The 20,984-nt window shown below is 66.3% G+C and carries 19 protein-coding genes and 4 tRNA genes; 17 read left to right on the forward strand and 6 right to left on the reverse strand.

What is annotated here, in order from left to right; genetic code table 11:
- The first annotated feature begins 8 nt into the window (after positions 1–8).
- The 3 genes from ROY82_03860 (at position 9) to ROY82_03870 (ending at position 1,958) form a co-directional block, all read left to right on the forward strand.
- Complete coding sequence (locus tag ROY82_03860) at positions 9–890, forward strand: hypothetical protein (GenBank protein ID MDT3681605.1); 882 nt, start codon at positions 9–11, stop codon at positions 888–890.
- A gap of 4 nt (positions 891–894) precedes the next feature.
- Entirely contained in the window at positions 895–1,212 is a 318-nt protein-coding gene (locus ROY82_03865) for a hypothetical protein (protein ID MDT3681606.1), read from the forward strand.
- Positions 1,213–1,367: 155 nt separating this feature from the next.
- The gene (locus tag ROY82_03870) at positions 1,368–1,958 is read left to right on the forward strand and encodes a hypothetical protein (protein MDT3681607.1); all 591 of its coding nucleotides are present in this window, start codon (positions 1,368–1,370) and stop codon (positions 1,956–1,958) included.
- A 37-nt stretch (positions 1,959–1,995) separates the two neighbouring features.
- On the opposite strand, the gene ROY82_03875 is transcribed toward ROY82_03870, so the two are convergent.
- The 6 genes from ROY82_03875 to ROY82_03900 all read right to left on the reverse strand — a co-directional run bounded on the left by ROY82_03875 (position 1,996) and on the right by ROY82_03900 (position 6,659).
- Positions 1,996–3,186 carry an acyl-CoA dehydrogenase family protein gene (locus ROY82_03875; GenBank protein MDT3681608.1) on the reverse strand — a complete coding sequence of 397 codons (1,191 nt, stop codon included), beginning with the start codon at positions 3,184–3,186 and terminating at the stop codon, positions 1,996–1,998.
- Between the two features lie 31 nt (positions 3,187–3,217).
- Positions 3,218–3,460, reverse strand: coding sequence for a hypothetical protein (locus ROY82_03880; protein ID MDT3681609.1), 243 nt, complete (start codon positions 3,458–3,460; stop codon positions 3,218–3,220).
- Between the two features lie 75 nt (positions 3,461–3,535).
- The gene (locus ROY82_03885) at positions 3,536–4,546 is read right to left on the reverse strand and encodes a 4Fe-4S binding protein (protein ID MDT3681610.1); all 1,011 of its coding nucleotides are present in this window, start codon (positions 4,544–4,546) and stop codon (positions 3,536–3,538) included.
- Positions 4,547–4,561: 15 nt separating this feature from the next.
- Positions 4,562–5,662, reverse strand: coding sequence for a bifunctional 3-deoxy-7-phosphoheptulonate synthase/chorismate mutase (locus ROY82_03890; protein ID MDT3681611.1), 1,101 nt, complete (start codon positions 5,660–5,662; stop codon positions 4,562–4,564).
- Entirely contained in the window at positions 5,625–6,359 is a 735-nt protein-coding gene (tatC, locus tag ROY82_03895) for a twin-arginine translocase subunit TatC (protein ID MDT3681612.1), read from the reverse strand. Before tatC ends, ROY82_03890 begins: the two co-directional genes overlap by 38 nt.
- Positions 6,360–6,389: 30 nt before the next feature.
- Positions 6,390–6,659, reverse strand: coding sequence for a twin-arginine translocase TatA/TatE family subunit (locus ROY82_03900; protein ID MDT3681613.1), 270 nt, complete (start codon positions 6,657–6,659; stop codon positions 6,390–6,392).
- 218 nt (positions 6,660–6,877) lie between these two features.
- Here ROY82_03900 and ROY82_03905 point away from each other — a divergent pair.
- The 14 genes from ROY82_03905 (at position 6,878) to ROY82_03970 (ending at position 20,842) form a co-directional block, all read left to right on the forward strand.
- A tRNA-Thr gene (locus ROY82_03905) sits at positions 6,878–6,953 on the forward strand.
- A gap of 29 nt (positions 6,954–6,982) precedes the next feature.
- Positions 6,983–7,067: transfer RNA gene (locus tag ROY82_03910), tRNA-Tyr, on the forward strand.
- Positions 7,068–7,182: 115 nt separating this feature from the next.
- Positions 7,183–7,258 (forward strand) — tRNA-Gly (locus tag ROY82_03915).
- 67 nt (positions 7,259–7,325) lie between these two features.
- Positions 7,326–7,400: transfer RNA gene (locus ROY82_03920), tRNA-Thr, on the forward strand.
- Positions 7,401–7,523: 123 nt separating this feature from the next.
- Positions 7,524–8,741: an elongation factor Tu gene (gene tuf, locus ROY82_03925; protein ID MDT3681614.1), complete on the forward strand. Its 1,218-nt coding sequence runs from the start codon at positions 7,524–7,526 to the stop codon at positions 8,739–8,741.
- 192 nt (positions 8,742–8,933) lie between these two features.
- Positions 8,934–9,098 (forward strand): 50S ribosomal protein L33, encoded by a 165-nt coding sequence (rpmG, locus tag ROY82_03930; GenBank protein MDT3681615.1) that lies wholly within the window; start codon positions 8,934–8,936, stop codon positions 9,096–9,098.
- Between the two features lie 4 nt (positions 9,099–9,102).
- The gene (gene secE / locus ROY82_03935; protein ID MDT3681616.1) at positions 9,103–9,285 is read left to right on the forward strand and encodes a preprotein translocase subunit SecE; all 183 of its coding nucleotides are present in this window, start codon (positions 9,103–9,105) and stop codon (positions 9,283–9,285) included.
- A gap of 85 nt (positions 9,286–9,370) precedes the next feature.
- Positions 9,371–9,928 carry a transcription termination/antitermination protein NusG gene (nusG, locus tag ROY82_03940; GenBank protein ID MDT3681617.1) on the forward strand — a complete coding sequence of 186 codons (558 nt, stop codon included), beginning with the start codon at positions 9,371–9,373 and terminating at the stop codon, positions 9,926–9,928.
- Positions 9,929–10,028: 100 nt separating this feature from the next.
- Positions 10,029–10,463, forward strand: a complete 435-nt coding sequence (gene rplK, locus ROY82_03945; GenBank protein ID MDT3681618.1) for a 50S ribosomal protein L11 — start codon at positions 10,029–10,031, stop codon at positions 10,461–10,463.
- On the forward strand, positions 10,463–11,164 hold the full coding sequence (rplA, locus tag ROY82_03950; protein MDT3681619.1) for a 50S ribosomal protein L1: 702 nt from the start codon (positions 10,463–10,465) through the stop codon (positions 11,162–11,164). The genes rplK and rplA overlap by 1 nt, the downstream gene beginning before the upstream one ends.
- Before the next feature lie 198 nt (positions 11,165–11,362).
- The gene (gene rplJ / locus ROY82_03955; GenBank protein ID MDT3681620.1) at positions 11,363–11,896 is read left to right on the forward strand and encodes a 50S ribosomal protein L10; all 534 of its coding nucleotides are present in this window, start codon (positions 11,363–11,365) and stop codon (positions 11,894–11,896) included.
- 2 nt (positions 11,897–11,898) lie between these two features.
- Positions 11,899–12,282, forward strand: coding sequence for a 50S ribosomal protein L7/L12 (rplL, locus tag ROY82_03960; GenBank protein MDT3681621.1), 384 nt, complete (start codon positions 11,899–11,901; stop codon positions 12,280–12,282).
- A 524-nt stretch (positions 12,283–12,806) separates the two neighbouring features.
- On the forward strand, positions 12,807–16,184 hold the full coding sequence (locus tag ROY82_03965) for a DNA-directed RNA polymerase subunit beta (protein ID MDT3681622.1): 3,378 nt from the start codon (positions 12,807–12,809) through the stop codon (positions 16,182–16,184).
- A 41-nt stretch (positions 16,185–16,225) separates the two neighbouring features.
- Complete coding sequence (locus ROY82_03970; protein MDT3681623.1) at positions 16,226–20,842, forward strand: DNA-directed RNA polymerase subunit beta'; 4,617 nt, start codon at positions 16,226–16,228, stop codon at positions 20,840–20,842.
- Positions 20,843–20,984: the final 142 nt, after the last annotated feature.

Consider the following 20,984-nt stretch of genomic DNA (forward strand, 5'->3'; position numbering starts at 1 on the left):
AGGCGCTGATGCTAGACTCTCAGCTCGTGCGGGTGGGCTTCGTCACTCAACTCAACTGGCGCCGCTACGGCCACTTCTGGCAGGCGCTGGTCGAGTCCGCTGGGCTGACCGCGGTGTTCGCGGACCCGGGCGCGGTCAGGGAGCGCCTCGTCGCCCCGGAGCTGGCGCATGTACCCGCCCTGGCGTTCCGCGTGGCCGCCGCCCAGGCCCTGGTGCTCGCGGACTGCGACGCCCTGGTGGTTCCGCGCCTCGTACGCGAGACGCGAGTGGCGCGCGGCGCGGGGCAGGATCCGTGGGTGATGGACTTCGGGGGCAGCCTGCGCTCGACGCTGCCGGGCATGCAGGCGCTCACCGCCGTTCCAAGTTGGTTCGACGAGTCGGTCGAGTCACTCGCCTTCGAGTTCATGCAGGCCCAGCTCCATGACGCCGCGCTCGTGCGCCGGGCCCTCGACCGCACGCGCCCGTACGCCCGGGCGCCCAGGGTAGCAGCGCCGAACCTGGTCCGCCTCCCCGGCCAAACACGTACGGTCGCGCTTCTCGGCCAGCCGTGGTTGGTGACCGACGCACTGGAGAAACTGGCTAGCCGCCCGGGTGAGCACGTGGTCGGCCAACACCGTCTCGACCCGGAGGAACTCCGCGAGGAGGGCCTGCGGGAGGACGCGCGGCTCGTCGATAGCGATGCGGAGGTGCTGGGTGCGGCCAGGATGCTGGGCCGCAGATCGGCCGTCAGCCTGCTGCGCCTCGTGGTCGACGAGGGTTCGGGTTCCGACGCCTGGCTGGCGCGGCGCGTCGGTCGCGGCGCGCATAAGCCGTTCGAGGTGGTCACGCTGCAAGAGCTCCTGGCCGATCGCGACCTTGTCGACACCTTGATGGATCCCCGGCTAGACTGACCTCGTGCACGTCGTGCTGATGGTGGTGGCGCTGGCGCTGGTCCTGGTGAATGCCTTCGGAGCGTGGGCGGTCAGCCGGCGCAAGCCCGTAGTCGCGCGGCTCTTCCTCCTGTCGGCGATGATCCTGATGGTCGCCCTGGTCGCCTACGGTTTTCGAGACGGCTTGGCTTGGTGGATCCTCCTGGCGGGCGCGGTCCTGGGTTACGTCGCCTCCTTCCTGAACGCCCTGCTGGTCATCGGCAAGGTGGTGTGGCCCTACCACCTGCTGCGCGCCGGCATGCTCGCCGGGGTCCTGCTGGTCGCCCGCCTCATCGCGATGTGAGCGCTGAGCGCGGCCTGCTCGGCTGCGCCCGCCGAGGGCGTGTCGAAAGTATCGGAAATCTTATCTGCGTTGGTGTGGATTTCGGGCTAACTTGTGCCGAGGCCGCCTTCGTCCCAACGCAGCGTGCCACAACACACCACAACAGGAGGCACATCTTGAACCGTTCCCGTTTCTCCTCCCTAGCCATGGCGCTCTGCGTGCTCGCGCTCGCAGGCGTGGCGGCTGCTTTCTCCTGGGAGGACACCACCTTCCCGGAGGGCGACCACCATTACGTGTTCGAGATGGAAAGCGATTCCCTCGGGCCAGGAGTGACGTTGCGAGTCGAGTACTCCTACAAGCAGGTCGGCGGCACCTACGACACGACCTCGGTGACGACCGTGACGACCACCGGGGTGGAGGCGGACGAGCTCGCCGATGGGTTCATGGGCGGGGGAGCGGGCGCGATGCTCATGTTCGGGCCCTTCCTCACCTTCTACGGACCGGCCGCGTTCATGATGCCGTTCCTGCTGGGGGGCGAAGACATCCACGTCCGGAGCGAGCCCATCGTCAAGGAGGGCATCGGCACCGTCTACATGGACCGCACGGAGACCCATGCCGGCCTGGAATGCGTCGTCGTGAGGCTCGAGCTCGAGGACGAGGACTCCGTCATGGAGTTCGGCCTGGCCGAGGGTCTGCCGTTCCCCTGCTTCAGCCGCTACGGTGACGAGGGCGATTCGACCTCGATGCGCCTGATAGAGGCGCGCTGACACCGCCCTCGTTTCAGGAGGGGAGCAGGTCGGGGGGCTAGAACGCGTTGATGCCCGTGATCTCGCGCCCGAGCACCAGAGTGTGCACCGCGTCGGTCCCCTCGTAGGTCGCCACCGTCTCGAGGTTCAGCATGTGACGGATGGCGGCGTACTCGGTCGTGATGCCGTTGCCACCAAGCATGTCGCGCGCTGCCCTGGCCACACCAAGGGCGCTGCGGCAGTTGTCGCGCTTGGCCAGCGAGACCCGCGACGGGTGGTCCTTGCCCTCCTCCTTCAACCGGCCCAGGCGGTAGGAGAGGAGGTTCGCCTTGGTGATCTCCGACAGCATGTCGGCGAGCCGAGACTGAACGAGCTGCTTGGCGGCGAGCGGTTCGCCGAACGCGGGGCGGTCCGAGACGTACGCCGTGGCCTCGTCGAAGCACGCTTGTGCGGCGCCGACCACCCCGAACGCGATGCCGAAGCGTGCCTGGTTGAGGCACGACAGGGGGCCCTTCAGGCCGCTGACCTGCAGCTGGTTGCCCGCGGGCACGGTCACCTCGTCCAGGTAGAGCTCGCTCGTCACCGAGGCCCGCATCGACGCCTTGGTCTTGATGTCGACGGCCTCGAAGCCCGGCCTGTCGGTCTCGACGACGAACCCCAGGACCTTGCCGGAGTCCTCGTCCTTGGCCCACACGATGGCGACGTCGGCGCGGGACCCACTGGTGATCCAGCGCTTGACGCCCATGATCACCCACTCGTCGCCCACCTTGCGGCAGCGCGTGCGCATGGCGCCAGGATCGGAACCGGCGTCCGGTTCGGTGAGCCCGAAGCAGCCGACGGCCTCGCCGCTGGCGAGCAGCGGAAGCCACTTCTCCTTGATCTCGTCGGTAGCGTACGCGCCTATCGGGAACATGACCAGGCTCGACTGTACGCTGACGAAGGAGCGCAGGCCGGAGTCGACGTACTCGACCTCCTTGCACACGAGCCCGTAGGCCGTGTACGAGGCTCCCGCGCCACCGTAGCGTTCGGGAAGCGTCACCCCGAGCGCGCCGAGGTCTCCGAAACGCCGAGCGAGGTCGGTCGGGAAGACGCCTTCTAGCCACCAACCGCCGATCTGAGGGAGGATCTCGGAGCGCACGTACTCGCGAACGCTGCCTTGGATCATGCGCTCTTCGTGGCTGTGCAACGAGTCGACGTCGTAGAAGTCTGTCAGCGACAGGGCGCTGCCGCTGGCTATCGGGGTCGTCATCGACCGCCTCCTTGTCGGGAACGGCTGCTGATCAACCGTCCCGGAAGAGCTGCTTCATGGCGTCCTCTTTCGAGGTACGCCTGGCGGGGTAGTACCGCTCGCCCTCGAGCGTAACCTTACCCGCCGCCAGCAGGGAAGCCAGCGCGGCCTCGAGAGTATCCACCGCGAGTTCCTCGAAGTGGTGCTCGTCTATGTACGACTGCACGTTGCGCAGGGTCACCCCCTTGGGGGAACCCTCCTCGACCGCTTCGAGTACCCAAGCGTTTACGGTCATGCCGTAAGTCTACGCCCTGGCCCCGTTAGAATAGTCCCGCAAGTAGCCGAGTGGGGGCTCGGACGTGGGGGCGCCTCAGCGGGGGAGGGCGCCGGTTCCCAGGCGGTCTGCGCCCGCGCGGAACGCCACGGTCTTGCCGCCGGAGAGCTCCTGCCAGGTGACCTCGTCGTCCATGCTCATGACGTTCACGGGGCACGCGGGGACGCACGCGGCGCAACCGACGCACAGGTCGGGGTCGAGCATGAGGGCGCCCTGGGGGCCGCTGAAGTCGCGCGAGAGGGCGTTCGTGGGGCAGGCGCGGGTGCAGGCGGGGCACAGGATGCAGCCGTCCGCGACTCGCGGCAGGCTCCACGGCACGAGGGCGTGGGGCTCCGGCTCGCTGGCCGCCACGATGCGGTAGCGCCTTGCCGCCTCGGGCGGCGGCTCGGCTTCCTCCACCGGTCCGCCCGCGGTACCCTCGGCGGGTAACCAGGCCTCTAGCGGCGCAATCGCCCCCGCCACTCCCTGGGCCGCCTTGCGAACCCCTCCGCCAAGCAGCGCTCGGCGGCTCACGCGGGCTTGTGCCACGGGCGCGTCGAGCCGCTTCACTTGCTGGACGTTCACGTGCAACTCGCGGCCATGTAACGCCAGTAGGGCCTTCGCGTCCGTAACGGACTCGGCCAGCGCCTCCGGTACGCCGGCGCCGCCGACCTTGCAGCCGGCGCACTCGGAGCGCGCGAGGGTGACCGACTCGCTGGGGCCGGCAAGGCGCACGAGGTCGGGGCCCGAGAGCTGCGCCAGGCAGCGCACGCTTGGGGCGTCGCCGGCCACCACGCTACAACGCAGGGCGGGCGCCGGCTCGAGCCTGACCGGGTCGGCGAGCGCCTCGCTCGGGCAGGCGCGGATGCAGAGGCCGCAGCCGGTGCAGTCGACGGCGTCGAGCTCCACCCTGGTGCTTATCGTTATGGCGTCGTGCGGGCACGCGTCGAGGCAGGCGCTGCAGGCGTCCTTGCCGCTGCGAACTACCAGGCAACGCTCCTCTACGTAGGTCGGCGTGACCTCTACCGCGCGGAGAACGAACGAGAAGAGGTCATCCAGGCCAGCCAACTGCTTCCCCTTCCGCTAGAACCCGTAAAGCTCGACGCGCTTCTCGCTCAGCTTGGAGTGATAGCCCGTGTCTTCCAGGTAGTGATCGAACGTCTCGAAGTCGATCTGCTGCTTCTGGTCGGAGAGCGCCACGCCGGGGTTCGGATGCACCTCGATCATGATGCCGTCGGCGCCAACGGCCAGGCCTGCCTTGGTCAACGCGACGAGGAGGTCGCGACGGCCGGCGGAATGCGTGACGTCGACGAGCACGGGGAGGTGGCTCTCGAGCTTGGCCAGGGCCACGGCCGAGACGTCGAGAGTGTTGCGCGTGTACTGCTCGAAGGTCCTTATGCCACGCTCGCACAGGATCACGTTGCCGTTCCCCGCGCTGAGCAGGTACTCGGCCGCCATGAGCCACTCCTCGATGGTGGCCGACAAGCCGCGCTTGAGGAGGACGGGCTTGCTGCTTCGGCCCACCGCGCGAAGCAGGTCGTAGTTCTGCATGTTGCGGGCCCCGATCTGCAGCAGGTCCACGAACTCCTCGAAGAGCGGCACGTCGGTGGGGGTCATGACCTCGCTCACGAAAGCCAGGTCGTGCTTGTCGCAAGCGGCCCTGCCCAACGCCAGCCCCTCCTTGCCCAGCCCCTGGAAGGAGTAGGGGTCCGTCCGCGGCTTGTAGGCGCCGCCCCTGAAGAGCTGCACGCCACGCGAAGCGACCCGCGCGGCCACCGCCTCGACCTGCTCCTCCGACTCGATGGCGCAAGGCCCCGCTATCAGGACGGGAGCGTGCCTGGAGCCGATCGGCACGCCGCGCACCTCGACCACCGTGTCGGCCTGATGGGCGGCGCGGGACGTGAGGTAGGCCCGCTTCTCCTGGCGCTGGCTCTGCTGCATGCTGGCCTGGAAGACCTGTTTGAAGAGGCTCTTGATGGTGGCGGCGTCGAAGGGGCCCTCGTTCGCCGCCACCAGCGCGTCGAGCATCGCTTGCTCGCGCACCGGGTCGTACTGGGACGAGCCCATGGCGCTCTGCAGGCTACCTATCTCGGCGGCCACCGTTGCCCGCCGCGAGAGGAGCCCCAAGATCTGTAGGTTCAGTTCGTCAATATGGGCCCGTAGGCTCTGGATCTTCTCTTGCATGAAGCATCCTACGCTCTGAGAAGCGCACTACCCAGATCGTGAGCTCGTAGAGCACGACCAGCGGGACGGCCACGAGGGCCAGGTTGAAGGGGTCGCCGGTGGGCGTGATGACCGCCGCGGCGGCAACACCGATGACGATCGCCCAACGACGGGTGCGAACGAGGGGCTCGTGGCGGAGGATCCCGATGCGCGCGAGCAGGAACCCCATCACGGGCATCTCGAACATCAGGCCGAACATGGCCATGAGCATGAGCAGGGTGGAGATGTACTGTCCGATCGACAGGAGCCCCTGGGCCTCGCCACCCAGGAACGAGAGCAGGATGGGGATGCTGAACGGCAGCACGACGTAGTACGAGAACGCCACCCCGCTCGCGAAGGCGAGCGCGGCGAAGAAGATGAACGGCACTGCGTAGCGCCGCTCCTCGGCGTAGAGGCCCGGGGCGACGAAGCCCCATACCTGCCCCAGGATTATCGGGAAGGAGAGGACCAGCCCGAAGAACGCCGCAATCTGCATGGACACCGTGAACGGCTCGAGCACGGTGAAGTAGTTGAGGGTCATGCTTTCCGGCAGGGGCGCCTTCAGCCAGTCGAGGACTTCGAAGCGGAACGCGAAGGCGACGCTCGAACCCACCAGCCAGCCGATCAAGCCGATGAAGAGCCGCTTGCGCAGCTCTTCGAAATGTTCTATGAGTGTCACAGCCGCTCGGGCCCGCTCCGGCTGCCGAGGTCAGGCTTGACCAGAGCTATGTTCCGATGCCGGCACGTGCGCCTCGGGCGCCGGGACGCTGGCCGCGGATACCGGTGCGGCCTTGGGCTTGTCGCCTTCGCCGTCGTCGTCGAAGTCCTTCTTCATGTCGCGGATCCCCTTGCGGAACTCGCGTACGGACTGACCCAGGCCCTTGGCCATCTCGGGCAGGCGCTTGGGTCCGAAGATGAGCAACACCAAGGCGAGGATGATCAGTAGTTCCGGAATACCTACGGGGCCTATCCTTCCCATCAGTGACCGCCTCCAAACAATGGCATGGTAGCAACTCGGGCGCCCCAGCGGGTGTGACCGCGGACTACGCTTGCTTCGCCGGCCTTGGAGCGGCCGCCCTTGGCGCCCGGAAAGGCGGCGCAGCGGCCCCTTCGGATGTCCAGTAGGCGCGTCCTGGACGTCAGTTGACAGGTTATGCGGCGCGTGCTAGCTTACCTATCCGGGTTCGCGGCGTGGCTGCCACCCTAGCTCAATCGGTAGAGCACCCGACTTGTAATCGGAAGGTTGTCGGTTCGATTCCGATGGGTGGCTCCAACTGCAGGCCGAGGGAAGTGCGAAGGCGCGGGTAGGTGCCCGAGTGGTTAAAGGGGACGGACTGTAAATCCGTTGGCTTAGCCTACGCTGGTTCAAATCCAGCCCTGCCCACCAGCCGCATAGGTCGAGGTGACCGCCGGCAGCCGAACTTAGGGGGTGCGCCAGTCGCCCACCGCCTAAGGACAAGCGAACCGCGAGGACCGATCGCCGTGAGTTCGGTCCCGAGGGCGCGGGAGTAGCTCAGTTGGTAGAGCGTCAGCTTCCCAAGCTGAATGTCGCGGGTTCGAATCCCGTCTCCCGCTCCAGTGCAACCGCCGCGCCCCCGGGTGAGGCGGTTGTGGCCGAAGCAAGTGCAGCCTCCGGCTGCGTTCGGCTCGTGTAGCTCAGTGGTAGAGCACTCCCTTGGTAAGGGAGAGGTCGACAGTTCAATCCTGTCCACGAGCTCCAAAACTAGTCGGCGTGCCGGGGAGAGTCGCGAGCGTGCTTAGCGCCCTGCGGCTCCCTCCGGCTGTCACGGCAGGACGTTGCTGGTCTCTCCAGTCAGGAGGGCCGCGAAAAGGAGTCGGGATCATGGCTAAGGGTGTTTTTGAGCGTACGAAGCCGCATGTGAATGTTGGGACGATTGGTCATGTTGATCATGGGAAGACGACGTTGACGGCGGCGATTACGTTTACTGCGGGTTCGGCTGATGCTTCGGTTGAGGTGCAGTCTTATGATGCGATTGATAAGGCGCCGGAGGAGCGGGCTCGGGGTATTACGATTAATACTTCGCATGTTGAGTATCAGACTGCGGCGCGGCATTATTCGCATGTTGATTGTCCGGGGCATGCGGATTATGTGAAGAATATGATTACGGGTGCGGCGCAGATGGATGGTGCGATTTTGGTGGTGTCGGCTGCTGATGGTCCGATGCCGCAGACGCGTGAGCATATTGTGTTGGCGCGTCAGGTGGGTGTGCCGTTTATTGTGGTGTTTTTGAATAAGGTTGACATGGTTGAGGATGTGGAGTTGTTGGAGTTGGTGGAGATGGAGGTGCGTGAGCTTCTGTCTGCGTATGAGTTTCCGGGGGATGATTTGCCGGTGGTGAGGGGGTCGGCGTTGCGGGCGTTGGAGGCGTTGGTGGCGTCGCCTAAGTTGCCGCGTGGTGAGAATGTTTGGGTTGATGGGGTGTGGGAGTTGTTGGATGCGGTTGATGCTTATATTCCGACGCCGGTGCGGGATGTGGATAAGGCGTTTTTGATGCCGGTGGAGGATGTGTTTACGATTACGGGTCGTGGGACGGTGGCGACTGGTCGTATTGAGCGGGGTGTGGTGAGGACGGGGGATGAGGTTGAGATCGTGGGGTTGTCTGATACTCGTAAGAGTGTCGTGACGGGTGTGGAGATGCATAGGAAGACGTTGGATTCGGGGATGGCTGGGGATAATGTGGGGGTTTTGTTGCGGGGTGTGGGGCGTGATGATGTTGAGCGGGGTCAGGTGTTGGCTCGGCCGGGTTCGATTACGCCGCATACGGTGTTTGGTGCGAGTGTGTACATTTTGAGGAAGGAGGAGGGTGGTCGTCATTCTGCTTTTTTCTCTGGTTATCGTCCGCAGTTTTATTTTCGGACGACTGATGTGACGGGTGTGGTGTCTTTGCCGGGTGGGGTGGAGATGGTTATGCCTGGGGATAATGTTGAGTTGTCGGTTGAGTTGATCAAGCCGATTGCGATGGAGGAGGGGTTGCGGTTTGCGATTCGTGAGGGTGGTCGTACGGTGGGTGCGGGTGTCGTGACGACCGTCGTCAAGTAGACCCCTAATCGCGGGGCGGCGCGACCGCCGACCGCAAGCGCCGTGCTTGGGTCCACTGCCGCGCCTTCAAGGCGGTGGACGCGAAACGGCTGGGCGAGATCCTCGGCCTCCGGTACCTACCGAACCAGGGCACACCCCTGGACTTGGCCTTCGATAATCTGTTACGCTACGTGGTCTGATTGGGAGGCCAGCATGGCCAGTGACGTTCGAATCAAGTTTCTTCTGGAGTGCACAGAGTGCAAGCGTCGCAACTACGCCTCGCACAAGAACCGGCGCAACACGCAGGGCAAGATCGAGCTCAAGAAGTACTGCCCCTGGGACCGGAAGCACACCGTTCACAAAGAGGTGAAGGTCTAACCCCGTGTTCAAGGGCTTCATCCGCTACCTCAGGAACTCGCGCGCCGAACTGGGCCGCGTCACGTGGCCGTCGCGTAAGGAAGTCATCCAGGCGACCCAGGCGACCCTGCTGTTCGTCGTCATCACGGCGCTCTTCTTGTTCGTCGCCGACCTCACGCTAGGCAACCTGCTGGGTCTGATCACCTGAGTCGGCTCAGCCGAGTGCCGGGCGCACGCTCCGTTCACTCGGGCGCACTAGCGCAGACGGCTCGGCAGCAACCAAAGGACATCGCATGAGCATCGAGTGGTACGCCGTCCACACGTACGTTGGACACGAAGAGAAAGCCAAGGAGAACATCCTCAGCCGGGCGCAGTCGCTCGGCATGGCCGAGTCCATATACCAGGTCGTCGTGCCCGTCGAGACCACGATGGAGCACATCGGTGGGGGCAAGAAGAAGGAGACCGTCCGGAAGTTGTTTCCGGGGTACATCTTCGTGCAGATGGACCTGGGCGACAACCCGGACGAGCCCAACGAGGCGTGGGAGGTAGTGCGCTACACGCCCGGCGTCACCGGTTTCGTGGGAACCGCCACGCACGCCGTGCCGCTCTCGCCCGACGAGGAGGCCCGCATGCTCACCTCCATCGGCGTCACCGGGCAACGCGAGGCCCCGAGGGTGCGGATCACGTTCAACGTCGGCGACATGGTCCAGGTCACGGCGGGTCCTTTCGCCGATTTCACGGGCGTCGTCTCCGAGGTCAACCCCGAGCGCGGCAAGGTGAAGGTTCTCGTGTCCATCTTCGGCCGCGAGACGCCCGTCGAGCTCGACTTCTCTCAGGTCATGCGCGCCTGAGCCGGCTGCCGCTCGGCGGCTGACGGATCAAGCGCCTTAGACAACCGCGCGTCTGCACCCCGCGCCTCGCCATGTGCGTGGGGGAGCCAAAGGAGGAACCATGGCCAAGAAGATTGCCGGCATAGTGAAGCTTCAGCTTCAAGCTGGGGCCGCCACACCGGCGCCGCCCGTAGGCCCGGCGTTGGGCCAGTACGGCGCCAACATCATGCAGTTCGTGAAGGAGTACAACGCGGCCACTGCCAGCCAGTCGGGCGCCATCGTGCCGGTCGAGATCACCATCTTCGCCGACCGCTCCTTCTCGTTCATCACCAAGACCTCGCCCGCCAGCTACCTGATCAAGAAGGCGGCCGGCGTCGGCAAGGGCTCGCCCGTTGCCAACAAGGAGAAGGTCGGCAAGCTCAGCTGGGCGCAGTGCATCGAGATCGGCAAGGCCAAGATGGCCGACCTCAACGCCACCGACGAGCTGGCCGCCGCCAAGATCATCGCCGGCACCGCGCGCTCCATGGGCGTCACCGTCGAAGGGCAGCCCGGCTGATGGCACAGCATGGGAAGCGTTACCGTAAGCTCGCTGAGAAGGTGGATCGTGACCGCACGTACTCGGTCGCGGAAGCCGCCGCTCTCGTCAAGGACCTGGCGAGTGCCAAGTTCGACGAGACGGTCGAGGCGCACTTCCGTCTCGGCATCGACCCCCGCAAGTCCGATCAGAACGTCCGCGCGACCGTCGCGCTGCCGCACGGCACCGGTAAGAGCGTGCGGGTCCTGGCCGTCACCCAGGGTGACGCCGTAACCGAGGCGGAGGCCGCGGGCGCCGACTTCGTAGGGGGCACCGAGGTCATCGAGCGCATCCTGGGCGGGTGGATGGACTTCGACGCGGTCGTCGCAACTCCCGACATGATGGCCGCCATCGGCTCGAAGCTGGGACGCGTGCTGGGCCCCAGGGGCCTGCTGCCGAACCCCAAGGCGGGCACGGTCGGCACCGACATCGGCGGCATAGTGCGCGCGCTCAAGGCGGGCCAGATCGAGTTCCGCGCCGACAAGACCGGCGTCGTGCACGCACCCATCGGCAAGGCGAGCTTCGAGGCCGCGCAACTCGCGGAGAACTTCGCCGCCCTGCGCAGCGCCGTGGAGTCGGCCAAGCCGGAGTCCGCGCGCGGGCAGTACCTTCGCACCATCCACCTGACCTCGACCATGGGCCCCAGCGTGCGCGTAGCGCTCGGCGGCGCGAGCGAGGCATGAGCTAAGCATCCCGGTGCGCAGCGCGAGCTAAGCACCTCTGGCGTTGGAGACAGCAGGGGCCGCCAGGCTTAAAGATCCTGCCGAGGCGTTAGGCAGATTCCGAAGGTTGGTTCCGACGGGAGGACTGCAGCACGCGCTTCGCGGCACGTTCGAGGGCATACCCCCGAACAAAGTTCGTGAGTAATTAGGAAGGTTTCCATGGCAAACCCCAGGAACGAAGCGGCAGTTTCCATGCTGCGAGAGCAGCTCGGTGACGCCAAGACGTTCTTCCTGGTGGACTACCAGGGACTCTCCGCCGGCGATCTAGGCCGACTCCGCGCAGCCGTGCGCGAAGCCGGCGGGAGGATCCTCGTCGCCAAGAACACCCTCATCAACGTCGTGCTCAAGGAGCAAGGCATCGAGGGGTTCGAGGCGACGTTGCAAGGGCCAACGGCCCTGGTCCTCGTCGGCGACGAGGTGGTGGCGCCCGCAAAGGCCATCACCGAGTTCGCGAAGGCTCACCCGAGAGACCTGCCCAGATCCAAGGGTGGTCGTCTGGAGGGGAGCGTTCTCGGCGAGGACGCGCTAGTGCGCATCGCCAAGCTACCTTCGAAGCAGCAGATCCAGAGCCAGTTGGTCGGCGTTCTTGCAGCGCCGCTCCAGCAACTCGTGGGCCTGCTCGAAGGTCCGCAGCGGAACCTGGTCACCGTGATGAACAACTACGCAGACAAGATGAAAGATGGAGGTAACTGAAGATGGCTTTCGATAAACAGGCTTTGATCGATCAGCTCGGTGGTTTGACCGTGCTCGAGCTAGTGGACCTGGTAGACACCCTCAAGGAGACGTGGGGCGTCGAGGCGGCTGCCGCCATGCCCATGGGCATGATGATGGCGGGCCCCGCCGCCGCCGCCGAGGCCGTGGAGGAGCAGACGGAGTTCAACGTCACCATCAAGTCCACCACCGGCGAGAAGAAGCTCAGCGTCATCAAGGAGGTCCGCGCCATCACCAGCCTCGGGCTCAAGGAAGCCAAGGACCTGGTAGAGGCCGGCGGGGTCGTCAGGGAAGCGGTCAGCAAGGAAGAGGCCGCCGAAGTGAAGGCCAAGCTCGAAGCCGCAGGCGCCGAAGTCGAGGTCAGCTAGGCTCACCTGGAGTCGGTCGGCCACCGGGCCGGTCGTTTCCACTGGGCGCCAGGATGCGATGCCGCGCGAGCGGCATGACCCTTCGCGGCGGCGCGGACGCTTCGTCACGCGCCGCCCCTAGGGGCACAAGAAGTTCCCAGCAAGAGAGAAGGGCAAGTTAAGGCGAGAGAGTCAGGTGGCGGAGGGGTGGACGCTACCGGCCTTGCAAGAAAGCACTGCTAGAGTAGATGGTCGCCGGGAGGCCAGACGATTGACCTGCGGAAACCTATCTTGATGACCGAACGCACAACGCGAGGGCCCACGCGGCCGCGCGGTGACTTCGTGTCGACTCGCGCTCCCTCCGCTCCTCGTACCAGACGGGTACCGGGCGGCCCAGGAGTCGTAAACGCATATTACTCACAGACCCACCCGAACATGCAACGCCCAGGTAGCGGAGGCCGGTCGGCGCGAGACGCGCGCCGCGGCAGAAGCGCCGGGGCGCTGCGCACCGATCGCCAGACCCGGCTGACAACGAAGGGATGAAGATGCGCGAGATCCGGAACTTCGGCAGGATCAAGGAAGTCATCGAACTACCGAACCTGACCAACATCCAGATCACCTCGTACGACAACCTGCTGCAACGTGGGCGGGCCTCTCACGAGCGTGACAACGTCGGACTGCAGGCGGCCTTCCGCGAGGTGTTCCCCATCGACGAGACCGAGCGCGGCCGGCAGACCGACCTCGTCCTCGACTTCCTCGAGTACAGGCTCGACGAGCCCGAGTACGACCCCGAGGAGTGCCGCGAGAAGGACCTCACCTATCAGGCGGGCCTCTTCGCCAAGCTGCAGCTCGTTCACAAAGACACGGGGCTGATCAAGGAGGACGAGGTCTTCCTGGGCGACCTACCGCTCATGACCGACGACGGCTCCTTCATCATCAACGGCGCCGACCGCGTGATCGTCTCGCAGATCCACCGCAGCCCTGGCGTCTACTTCACCGGCTCCCTGACGACCGCGAACGTGATGCGCTACACGGCGAGCATCATCCCCATGCCGAAGCGCGGCCCCTGGATCGAGGTGGAGTTCGACAACTCCGGGGTGTTGTGGATGAAGGTGAACAAGCGCAAGTTCCCGTTCACCCTCCTCCTGCGCGTCCTCGGCTACGGCGACGTCAGCATCCGCGAACTCTTCGCGGGCCACGAAAGCGTGATAGACGCAACCCTCGAGTCGGAGGGCGCTGCGGACATCGGCTCGGACGAGGCGCTGCTGCGCCTGTTCACGCTGCTGCGCCCGGGCGATCCTCCGAAGGTCGAGAAGGCGACGCAGTACCTGGTCGGCCTGCTGGCCGACGCGCGGCGCTACGACCTCGGCGACGCGGGCCGCTTCAAGATGAACACCAAGCTCTCCCTCGACTTCGAGTCCAACACCCTGTTGGGCTTCGAGGATGGGCGTTTCGTCGACTTCGGTCTCGTTCCCACCCTGCAGTACCTCGTGAGGCTTCAGTCCGGCGACGAGGGTTACGAGGGCGACGACATCGACCACCTGGGGAACCGCCGCATCCGGACCGTCGGGGAACTCGTTGCCGACCAGATCCGCGTCGGCCTTGGCCGCATGGCGCGGGGCGTGCGCGAGCGCATGCTCCTGGGCAACCCCGACGCTGCCACGCCGCAGAAACTGGTCAACAGCCGCCCGATCGTGGCGGCGCTTCGCGAGTTCTTCGGCCGCAGCCAGCTCAGTCAGTTCAAGGATCAGGTGAACCCGCTCTCCGAGTTGCGCCACAAGCGCCGCATCTCGGCCCTCGGGCCGGGCGGCCTCACGCGCGAACGGGCCGGCTTCGACGTCCGCGACGTTCACCGCACGCACTACGGTCGCATCTGCCCGATCGAGACGCCGGAAGGCGCCAACATCGGCCTCATCACCTCACTCGCGAGCTTCGCCCAGGTGAACAAGCTCGGCTTCATCGAGGCGCCTTACCGGCGTGTCGTGAAAGGACGTGTTACCGACGAGGTCGTGTACATCGATGCGCACGACGAGGACAAGGTCCTCATCGCGCAGGCGAACACGCCGCTGAACGACGACGGCACGTTCGCCACCGAGACGATAGTGGCCCGCAAGCTGGGCGACGCCGTGTTCCTCAGCGCCGATCAGGTCGACTTCATGGACGTGTCGCCGAAGCAGATAATTTCGGTCCCCACGTCGCTCATACCGTTCCTCGAGCACGACGACGCCAACCGCGCGCTCATGGGTTCGAACATGCAATCCCAGGCCGTTCCGCTCATAAGGGCGCAGGCGCCGTTCGTCGGCACGGGCGTGGAGGAGCGCGTCTCGCGTGACTCCGGGACCGTCGTCCTGGCCACCGAGGCCGGCACCGTCACGTACGTCGACGCGAACCGCATCGTCACCGAGAACGCGAAGGGCATCGAGCGCGAGTACCTGCTCACCCGCTTCCAGCGTTCCAACCAGAACACCAACCTGAACCAGCGGCCCGTCGTCGGCCTCGGCGACAAGGTGGTCGTCGACCAGGCGATCGCCGACGGTCCCGCCTCGGACGTGGGGCGCCTGGCGCTGGGCCAGAACGTGCTCGTCGCGCTCATGCCCTTCGACGGTTACAACTTCGAGGACGCCATCGTGTTGTCGGAGAACCTCGTTCGCAGCGACGCCTTCACGAGCGTCCACATCGAGAAGTTCGAGAAGGAAGCGCGCGACACCAAGCTCGGCCCCGAGAAGATCACCCGCGACATCCCGGGCCTGTCCGAAGCAGCGCTGCGCGACCTCGACGAGGACGGCGTCGTGCGCATCGGCGCAGAGGTGCGCCAGGGGGACATCCTCGTCGGCCACACCAGCTTCAAGGGCGAGAAGGACCCGACGCCCGAGGAACGCCTGCTGCGCTCGATCTTCGGCGAGAAGGCCAAGGAGGTCAAGGACACCTCGCTCAAGGTCCCGCCGGGCGACGGCGGCATCGTGCTGCGCACCGTCCGCTTCCGCAAGGGCGATCACGGGGTGGAACTCAAACCGGGCGTTCAGGAGATGGTGCGCGTCTACGTGGCGCAGAAGCGCCGCCTGATCGAGGGTGACAAGCTGGCGAACCGCCACGGGAACAAGGGCGTCGTCGCCAAGATATTCGCCCCCGAGGACATGCCGTTCCTCGCCGACGGCACCCCCGTCGACATGGTCTTCAACCCCCTCGGCGTCCCCTCGCGCATGAACCTTGGCCAGATCCTCGAGACCCACTTGGGGTTGGCGGCCCTGAAGCACGGCGTTTCGTACGTGACGCCCGTCTTCGACGGCGCGCGCGAGGAGGAGATCAAGGACCTCCTCGAGTCCGCCGCCAACAAGGAGACGGACGAGGACGTGGCCGCCGGCTTCGGCAACGACCAGCGCGAGCTGGAGGTATACCGGCGCGCGGGCAAGCTCGGCATCATCGACCGCGAGCTGACCGCCACCGAGGCGCACCACGCCCTCGCCCGCTCGGGCAAGTCGGTGCTCTTCGACGGCCGCACGGGGGAGGCCATCGACGCCCCCATCGTGGTCGGGATCATGTACATCATGAAGCTCTATCACATGGTCGAGGACAAGATGCACGCCCGCTCCACCGGCCCCTACTCCCTGATCACCCAGCAGCCGCTCGGAGGCAAGGCGCAGTTCGGCGGCCAGCGCTTGGGTGAGATGGAAGTCTGGGCCCTCAAGGCCCATGGAGCCGCCTTCACTCTGCAGGAGATGCTGACCATCAAGTCCGACGACATCGACGGCCGCAACGCCGCTTACGAGGCGATCGTCAAGGGGAACGACGTCCTCGAGCCGACCATCCCCGAGTCGTTCAAGGTGCTGGTGAAGGAACTCCACTCCCTCGGACTGGACGTGACGGTACTAGACGCCGACGACAGACCCGTGAGCATCTTCGACGAGACAGGACGGCACTGGTGAGCGACCAAATCAGACAACACAGCTTCCGCGACGGCCCGCGAGTGAAGGAACAGCCTCGCGAGTTCACGCAAGTCAAGATCCAGATCGCCTCGCCCAAGCGCATCCGCGACTGGAGTTACGGGGAGATCACCAAGCCCGAGACCATCAATTACCGCACGCTCAAGCCGGAGCGCGACGGCCTGTTCGACGAGCGCGTGTTCGGACCCGAGAAGGACTGGGAGTGCTCGTGCGGCAAGTACCGCGGCCAGCGCTTCGCGGGCAAGACGTGCGAGCGCTGCGGGGTGGAGGTAACTCGCGCCACCGTGCGCCGCTACCGCATGGGGCACATCGAGCTCGCGACCCCTTGCGCGCACATCTGGTACGTCAAGGACATCCCCAACAAGATCGGTGGACTGCTCAACTTGTCCACCGCCCAACTCGAGCAGGTCCTCTACTTCGCCAAGTACATCGTGACGGACCCTCAGGACGCGCGGCTCCCGGACGGCCGGCCGCTCAAGCGGGGCGACCTGCTGAGCGACGACGAGTACCGGCAGTTGCGTTACGGCCAGCAGGAGACCTACTCGGTCTCCGGCGGTGAGGACGCCGTCGTCGGTGACGGTGAGGCGGTCGAGCCCGGCCAGCAGCTCGCCAAGGGCGTGAAGGCCAAGATCGCGGGCATCGCGCAGTACCGCTTCCCCCGGCGGATAACGCTGGAATACCAGGAGTCGCGCGACGCGCGCATCGTCCTCGGCAAGAAGGAATGGATCGAGGAGGAGAGCTACGCGGGCGGGCAGCCGCTCGCCGAGCTCGCGGGCGACCTGGTGGTGACCGGCGAAGCGGAAGGCGTGGTCGAGCTCCTACCGATAGGTGAGAGCGGCGGCATCCTCGCCATCCACGACGTCGACACCGAAGAGGTGATCGCCTCGTACCTGCTCCCCACCGGCTGCGAGCCGCTCGTGGCCGGCGGCGAGTTCGTGGAGGCCGGCGCGGAGCTGGCCCGCGCCAAGGCCGGCACTACGCTCACGTTGCCGCAGGCGGCTTCCGCCTCCCTGCGCACGAGCAAGGCCAAGGGCACCAACGTCACCGTCACGCTCAAGGTCGAGTGGGACCGCACCGAGGCTCACGAGACGAACCCGACCATGCACGTCCTCGTCGGCGACGGCGCCACCGTCCGCCCGGGCGAGAAGGTAGTGGGCGCCATCGACGCCGCCCAGGAGATCACGGCGGCCGCGTCCGGCACCGTGCGGCTGTCCCACCCGGCAAGTATCGTCGTGTCGCGCGCCCGCGTGTACGCCTACGAGGACGAACCCATCGTGGTGAACGGCGACCGCGTCCGCCGCGGCGACGACCTCGCCGACGACGGCCGGATCAAGTCCGATATCGAGGGTCGCGTCGAGATCGACCTGGTGCGCCGCCAGGTGCGCGTCATCGAGAGCTACGACTTCGAGGCCAAGATGGGCGCCGAAGCGATCAGGGAGCTCCTCGAGGCCATCGACCTGAAGGCCCTCGAGAGCGAGCTCGAGGAGGAGATGACCTCCCAGAGCCGCCACAAGCGCGCCAAGGCACGCAAGCGCCTGGAGATCACCCGCGCGTTCCTCCAGTCGGGCACGAGCGACGGCGAGAACAAGCCGGCCTGGATGATCCTCGAAGCGGTGCCCATCATGCCGCCGAGCCTGCGGCCCATGGTGCAGGTCGAGGGTGGCCGCTTCGCGACCTCCGACCTCAACGACCTCTACCGCCGCCTGATCAACCGCAACAACCGCCTCAAGAAGCTCATGCAGCAGGGGGCGCCCGAGATGATCGTGCGCAACGAGAAGCGCATGCTGCAAGAGGCCGTCGACGCGCTCATCGACAACGGCCGGCGCGGCAGCGCGGTCGTGCACCCCGGCTCCGACCGCCCCCTCCGCTCCCTCACCGACCTGCTCGGCGGCAAGCAGGGCCGCTTCCGCCAGAACCTGCTCGGCAAGCGCGTCGACTACTCGGGCCGGTCGGTCATAGTCGTCGGCCCGCAGCTTGAGCTGCACCAGTGCGGCGTGCCCAAGCGCATGGCCCTCGAACTGTTCAAGCCGTTCCTCTTCAAGAAGCTCGAGGAGCGCGGCATCGTCTCGAACATCAAGAGCGCCCGCAAGATGCTCGAGCGCTACCGCGACGCGAGGGACGAGGTCTGGGACGCCCTCGAGGAGGTCATCCAGGACCGCGTGGTGCTGCTCAACCGCGCCCCGACGTTGCACCGCCTCGGCATCCAGGCCTTCGAGCCGGTGCTGGTCGAAGGCCAGGCCATCCAGCTCCACCCGCTCGTGTGCGAGGCGTTCAACGCCGACTTCGACGGCGACCAGATGGCGATCCACGTGCCGCTGTCCGTCTACGCCCAGTCCGAGGCGCGGCTGCAGATGCTCTCCAGCCACAACCTCCTGAGCCCCGCGCACGGCAACCCCAACGTCCAGGCCACCCGCGACATCATCCTTGGCCTCTACGTCCTCACTCAGCTCCACACGGGGCACCGCGGCATCGGCGCCGAGTTCGCCGACGAGGCCGCCGCCATCGCCGCCTTCGACAAGGGCGAGGTCGACCTGAACTCGCGCATCGAAGTGGCCGGCAAGAGCACGAGCATCGGTCGCATCGTCTACCGCTTCGGCAACGTCGACGAGGCGCTCCTGGCAGTCGACCAGCACCGCATCGACATGCAGGACGTGGTCACGACCCGCGTCGACGGCGAGGTGCTCGAGACGAGCCCCGGCCGGCTCCTGTTCGCCCGCATGGTCAAGGAGACCCTCGAGGCCGGCGGCGACGTGCCGCGTGACCTTCTGCGCTACGACACGGTCTACGAGCGCGGCGCCCTGCGCGACCTGGTCGTCGAGACCTACAAGCGGCTCGGCGTCGAGCGGACGGCGGCCCTGCTTGACGGCCTCAAGCAGTACGGGTTCGAGCTCTCGACCACCTCCGGCATCACCATCGGCATCGACGACGTCGCCATCCCACCCAAGAAGAAAGTGCTGCTCGCCGAGGCAGAGGAGAAGCTGGAGAAGATCAACTCCGCCTTCCAGCGCGGCTTCCTCACCGACTCCGAGCGTTACCAACAGGTCGTGCGCCTGTGGAACGACACGACCGAGAAGGTGAAGGACGCGGTGTTCGAGAACTTCCAGACGAACATGCCGTTCAACCCGCTCTTCGTAATGGCCCAGTCGGGCGCGCGTGGCAACCCCCAGCAGATCCGCCAGCTGGCCGGCATGCGGGGCCTGATGGCCAACCCGTCGGGCGAGACCATCGAACTGCCCATCCGCGCGAACTTCCGCGAGGGACTCGACGTCCTCGAGTACTTCATCTCGACGCACGGCGCCCGTAAGGGCGGTGCCGACACGGCGCTGCGAACGGCCGACTCCGGCTACCTGACCCGTAAGCTGGTCGACGTGGCCCACGAGGTCGTCGTCCGCGAGGACGACTGTGGCAGCGCCGACTTCGAGACCATCGGCCTCTACGAGGGCGAGCGGGCAAGGCCCAAGAGCCAGATCGACATGAGCCTCTACGGCCGCAGGTTGGCCCTCGACCTCGACGTTGGAGGGCGCACCCTGCAGGCCGGGGCGCTCCTATACAAGGAGGACGTGGACGCCATCGTCAAGGCCATGGCCGAGCGTCCTGAGTTGCGCAGCGTGGCCGTTCGGAGCCCGCTCACCTGCCAGACCCGCGCGGGCGTATGCCGCAAGTGCTACGGCCTCGACATGTCGATGATGCGCGAGGTCAGCCTTGGCGAGGCCGTCGGCGTCATAGCGGCCGAGTCGATCGGCGAGCCCGGCACTCAGCTCACCATGCGCACGTTCCACACGGGCGGCATCGCCACCGGCGCCGACATCACGCAGGGTCTCCCGCGCGTGATCGAGCTGGTGGAGGCCCGCAAGCCGAAGGTCAAGGCGATCATCGCCGAACTCGACGGCGTGGTGGCCATCGAGGACGACGAAGACAAGGAACGCCTCCAGATCACCGTCACGAGCGAGGACGGCGAGTTCTCCCGCGCCTACCGCGTGGACCGCAACCTGCGCGTGCTCGTCAACACGGGCGACGCGGTCGTCGCCGGCCAGCCGCTCACCCGCGGCAGCGTGAACCCCCACGACCTGCTGGAGTCGCGCGGCCCCGGCGCCGTGCAGCAGTACCTGGTCGACGAGATCCAGAAGGTCTACCGCGGCCAGGGCGTGAGCGTCCACGACAAGCACATCGAGGTCATCGTCCGGCAGATGCTCAAGTACGTCGAGATCGACGACGCCGGTGACAGCAAGTTCCTCGAGGGGCAGACGGTCGAGCACTTCGACGTCCAAGAAGTCAACGAGTCACTTCTCGCCGAGGGCAAGACGCCCGCGTCCTGGAAGCCCCTGCTGCTGGGCATCACCAAGGCCTCGCTTTCGACCAAGAGCTGGTTGTCGGCGGCGTCGTTCCAGCACACCACCCACGTTCTCACCGAGGCCGCCCTGGCGGGCAAGGTCGACGACCTGGTCGGCATGAAGGAGAACGTCATCCTCGGTCGCCTGGTGCCCGCGGGCACCGGCCTGGCCGCCATCCGTGGCACGCGCGTGGCGGACGAGCGCTCGCTGGAGAAGCTCGCGAGCGCGCCGCGCCCCGTGGAGCACGCCGCTCAGGTGGTGCGCCCCGCCGCCGGCGAGGGAGCGCCGCAGCCCGACGCGGCCAACTGACCCGGAGCGGCAACGCGGCCGGTGACCCGGTCTAGTCCGCGTCCCGGGGCCCGATAGCCTCTGCGCCCCGCGACCCCATCAGGGGGTCGCGGGGCGTTCCGGTTCCAGTCGCCGCGTGGTGCGGGCCCTGCTACGCTTGGGC

Source organism: Truepera sp., from assembly GCA_032027045.1.
Taxonomy (GTDB): domain Bacteria; phylum Deinococcota; class Deinococci; order Deinococcales; family Trueperaceae; genus JAAYYF01.

Bases quoted from the DNA above. Each gene is read 5' to 3' on its own strand.
- nusG (MDT3681617.1), top strand. From the start codon at position 9,371: ATGAGCATCGAGTGGTACGCCGTCCACACGTACGTTGGACACGAAGAG.
- rplA (MDT3681619.1), top strand. From the start codon at position 10,463: ATGGCACAGCATGGGAAGCGTTACCGTAAGCTCGCTGAGAAGGTGGAT.
- ROY82_03860 (MDT3681605.1), top strand. From the start codon at position 9: ATGCTAGACTCTCAGCTCGTGCGGGTGGGCTTCGTCACTCAACTCAAC.
- ROY82_03965 (MDT3681622.1), top strand. From the start codon at position 12,807: ATGCGCGAGATCCGGAACTTCGGCAGGATCAAGGAAGTCATCGAACTA.
- tuf (MDT3681614.1), top strand. From the start codon at position 7,524: ATGGCTAAGGGTGTTTTTGAGCGTACGAAGCCGCATGTGAATGTTGGG.
- rplJ (MDT3681620.1), top strand. From the start codon at position 11,363: ATGGCAAACCCCAGGAACGAAGCGGCAGTTTCCATGCTGCGAGAGCAG.
- ROY82_03900 (MDT3681613.1), bottom strand. From the start codon at position 6,659: ATGGGAAGGATAGGCCCCGTAGGTATTCCGGAACTACTGATCATCCTC.
- rplK (MDT3681618.1), top strand. From the start codon at position 10,029: ATGGCCAAGAAGATTGCCGGCATAGTGAAGCTTCAGCTTCAAGCTGGG.
- ROY82_03880 (MDT3681609.1), bottom strand. From the start codon at position 3,460: ATGACCGTAAACGCTTGGGTACTCGAAGCGGTCGAGGAGGGTTCCCCC.
- rpmG (MDT3681615.1), top strand. From the start codon at position 8,934: ATGGCCAGTGACGTTCGAATCAAGTTTCTTCTGGAGTGCACAGAGTGC.
- rplL (MDT3681621.1), top strand. From the start codon at position 11,899: ATGGCTTTCGATAAACAGGCTTTGATCGATCAGCTCGGTGGTTTGACC.
- ROY82_03890 (MDT3681611.1), bottom strand. From the start codon at position 5,662: ATGCAAGAGAAGATCCAGAGCCTACGGGCCCATATTGACGAACTGAAC.
- ROY82_03875 (MDT3681608.1), bottom strand. From the start codon at position 3,186: ATGACGACCCCGATAGCCAGCGGCAGCGCCCTGTCGCTGACAGACTTC.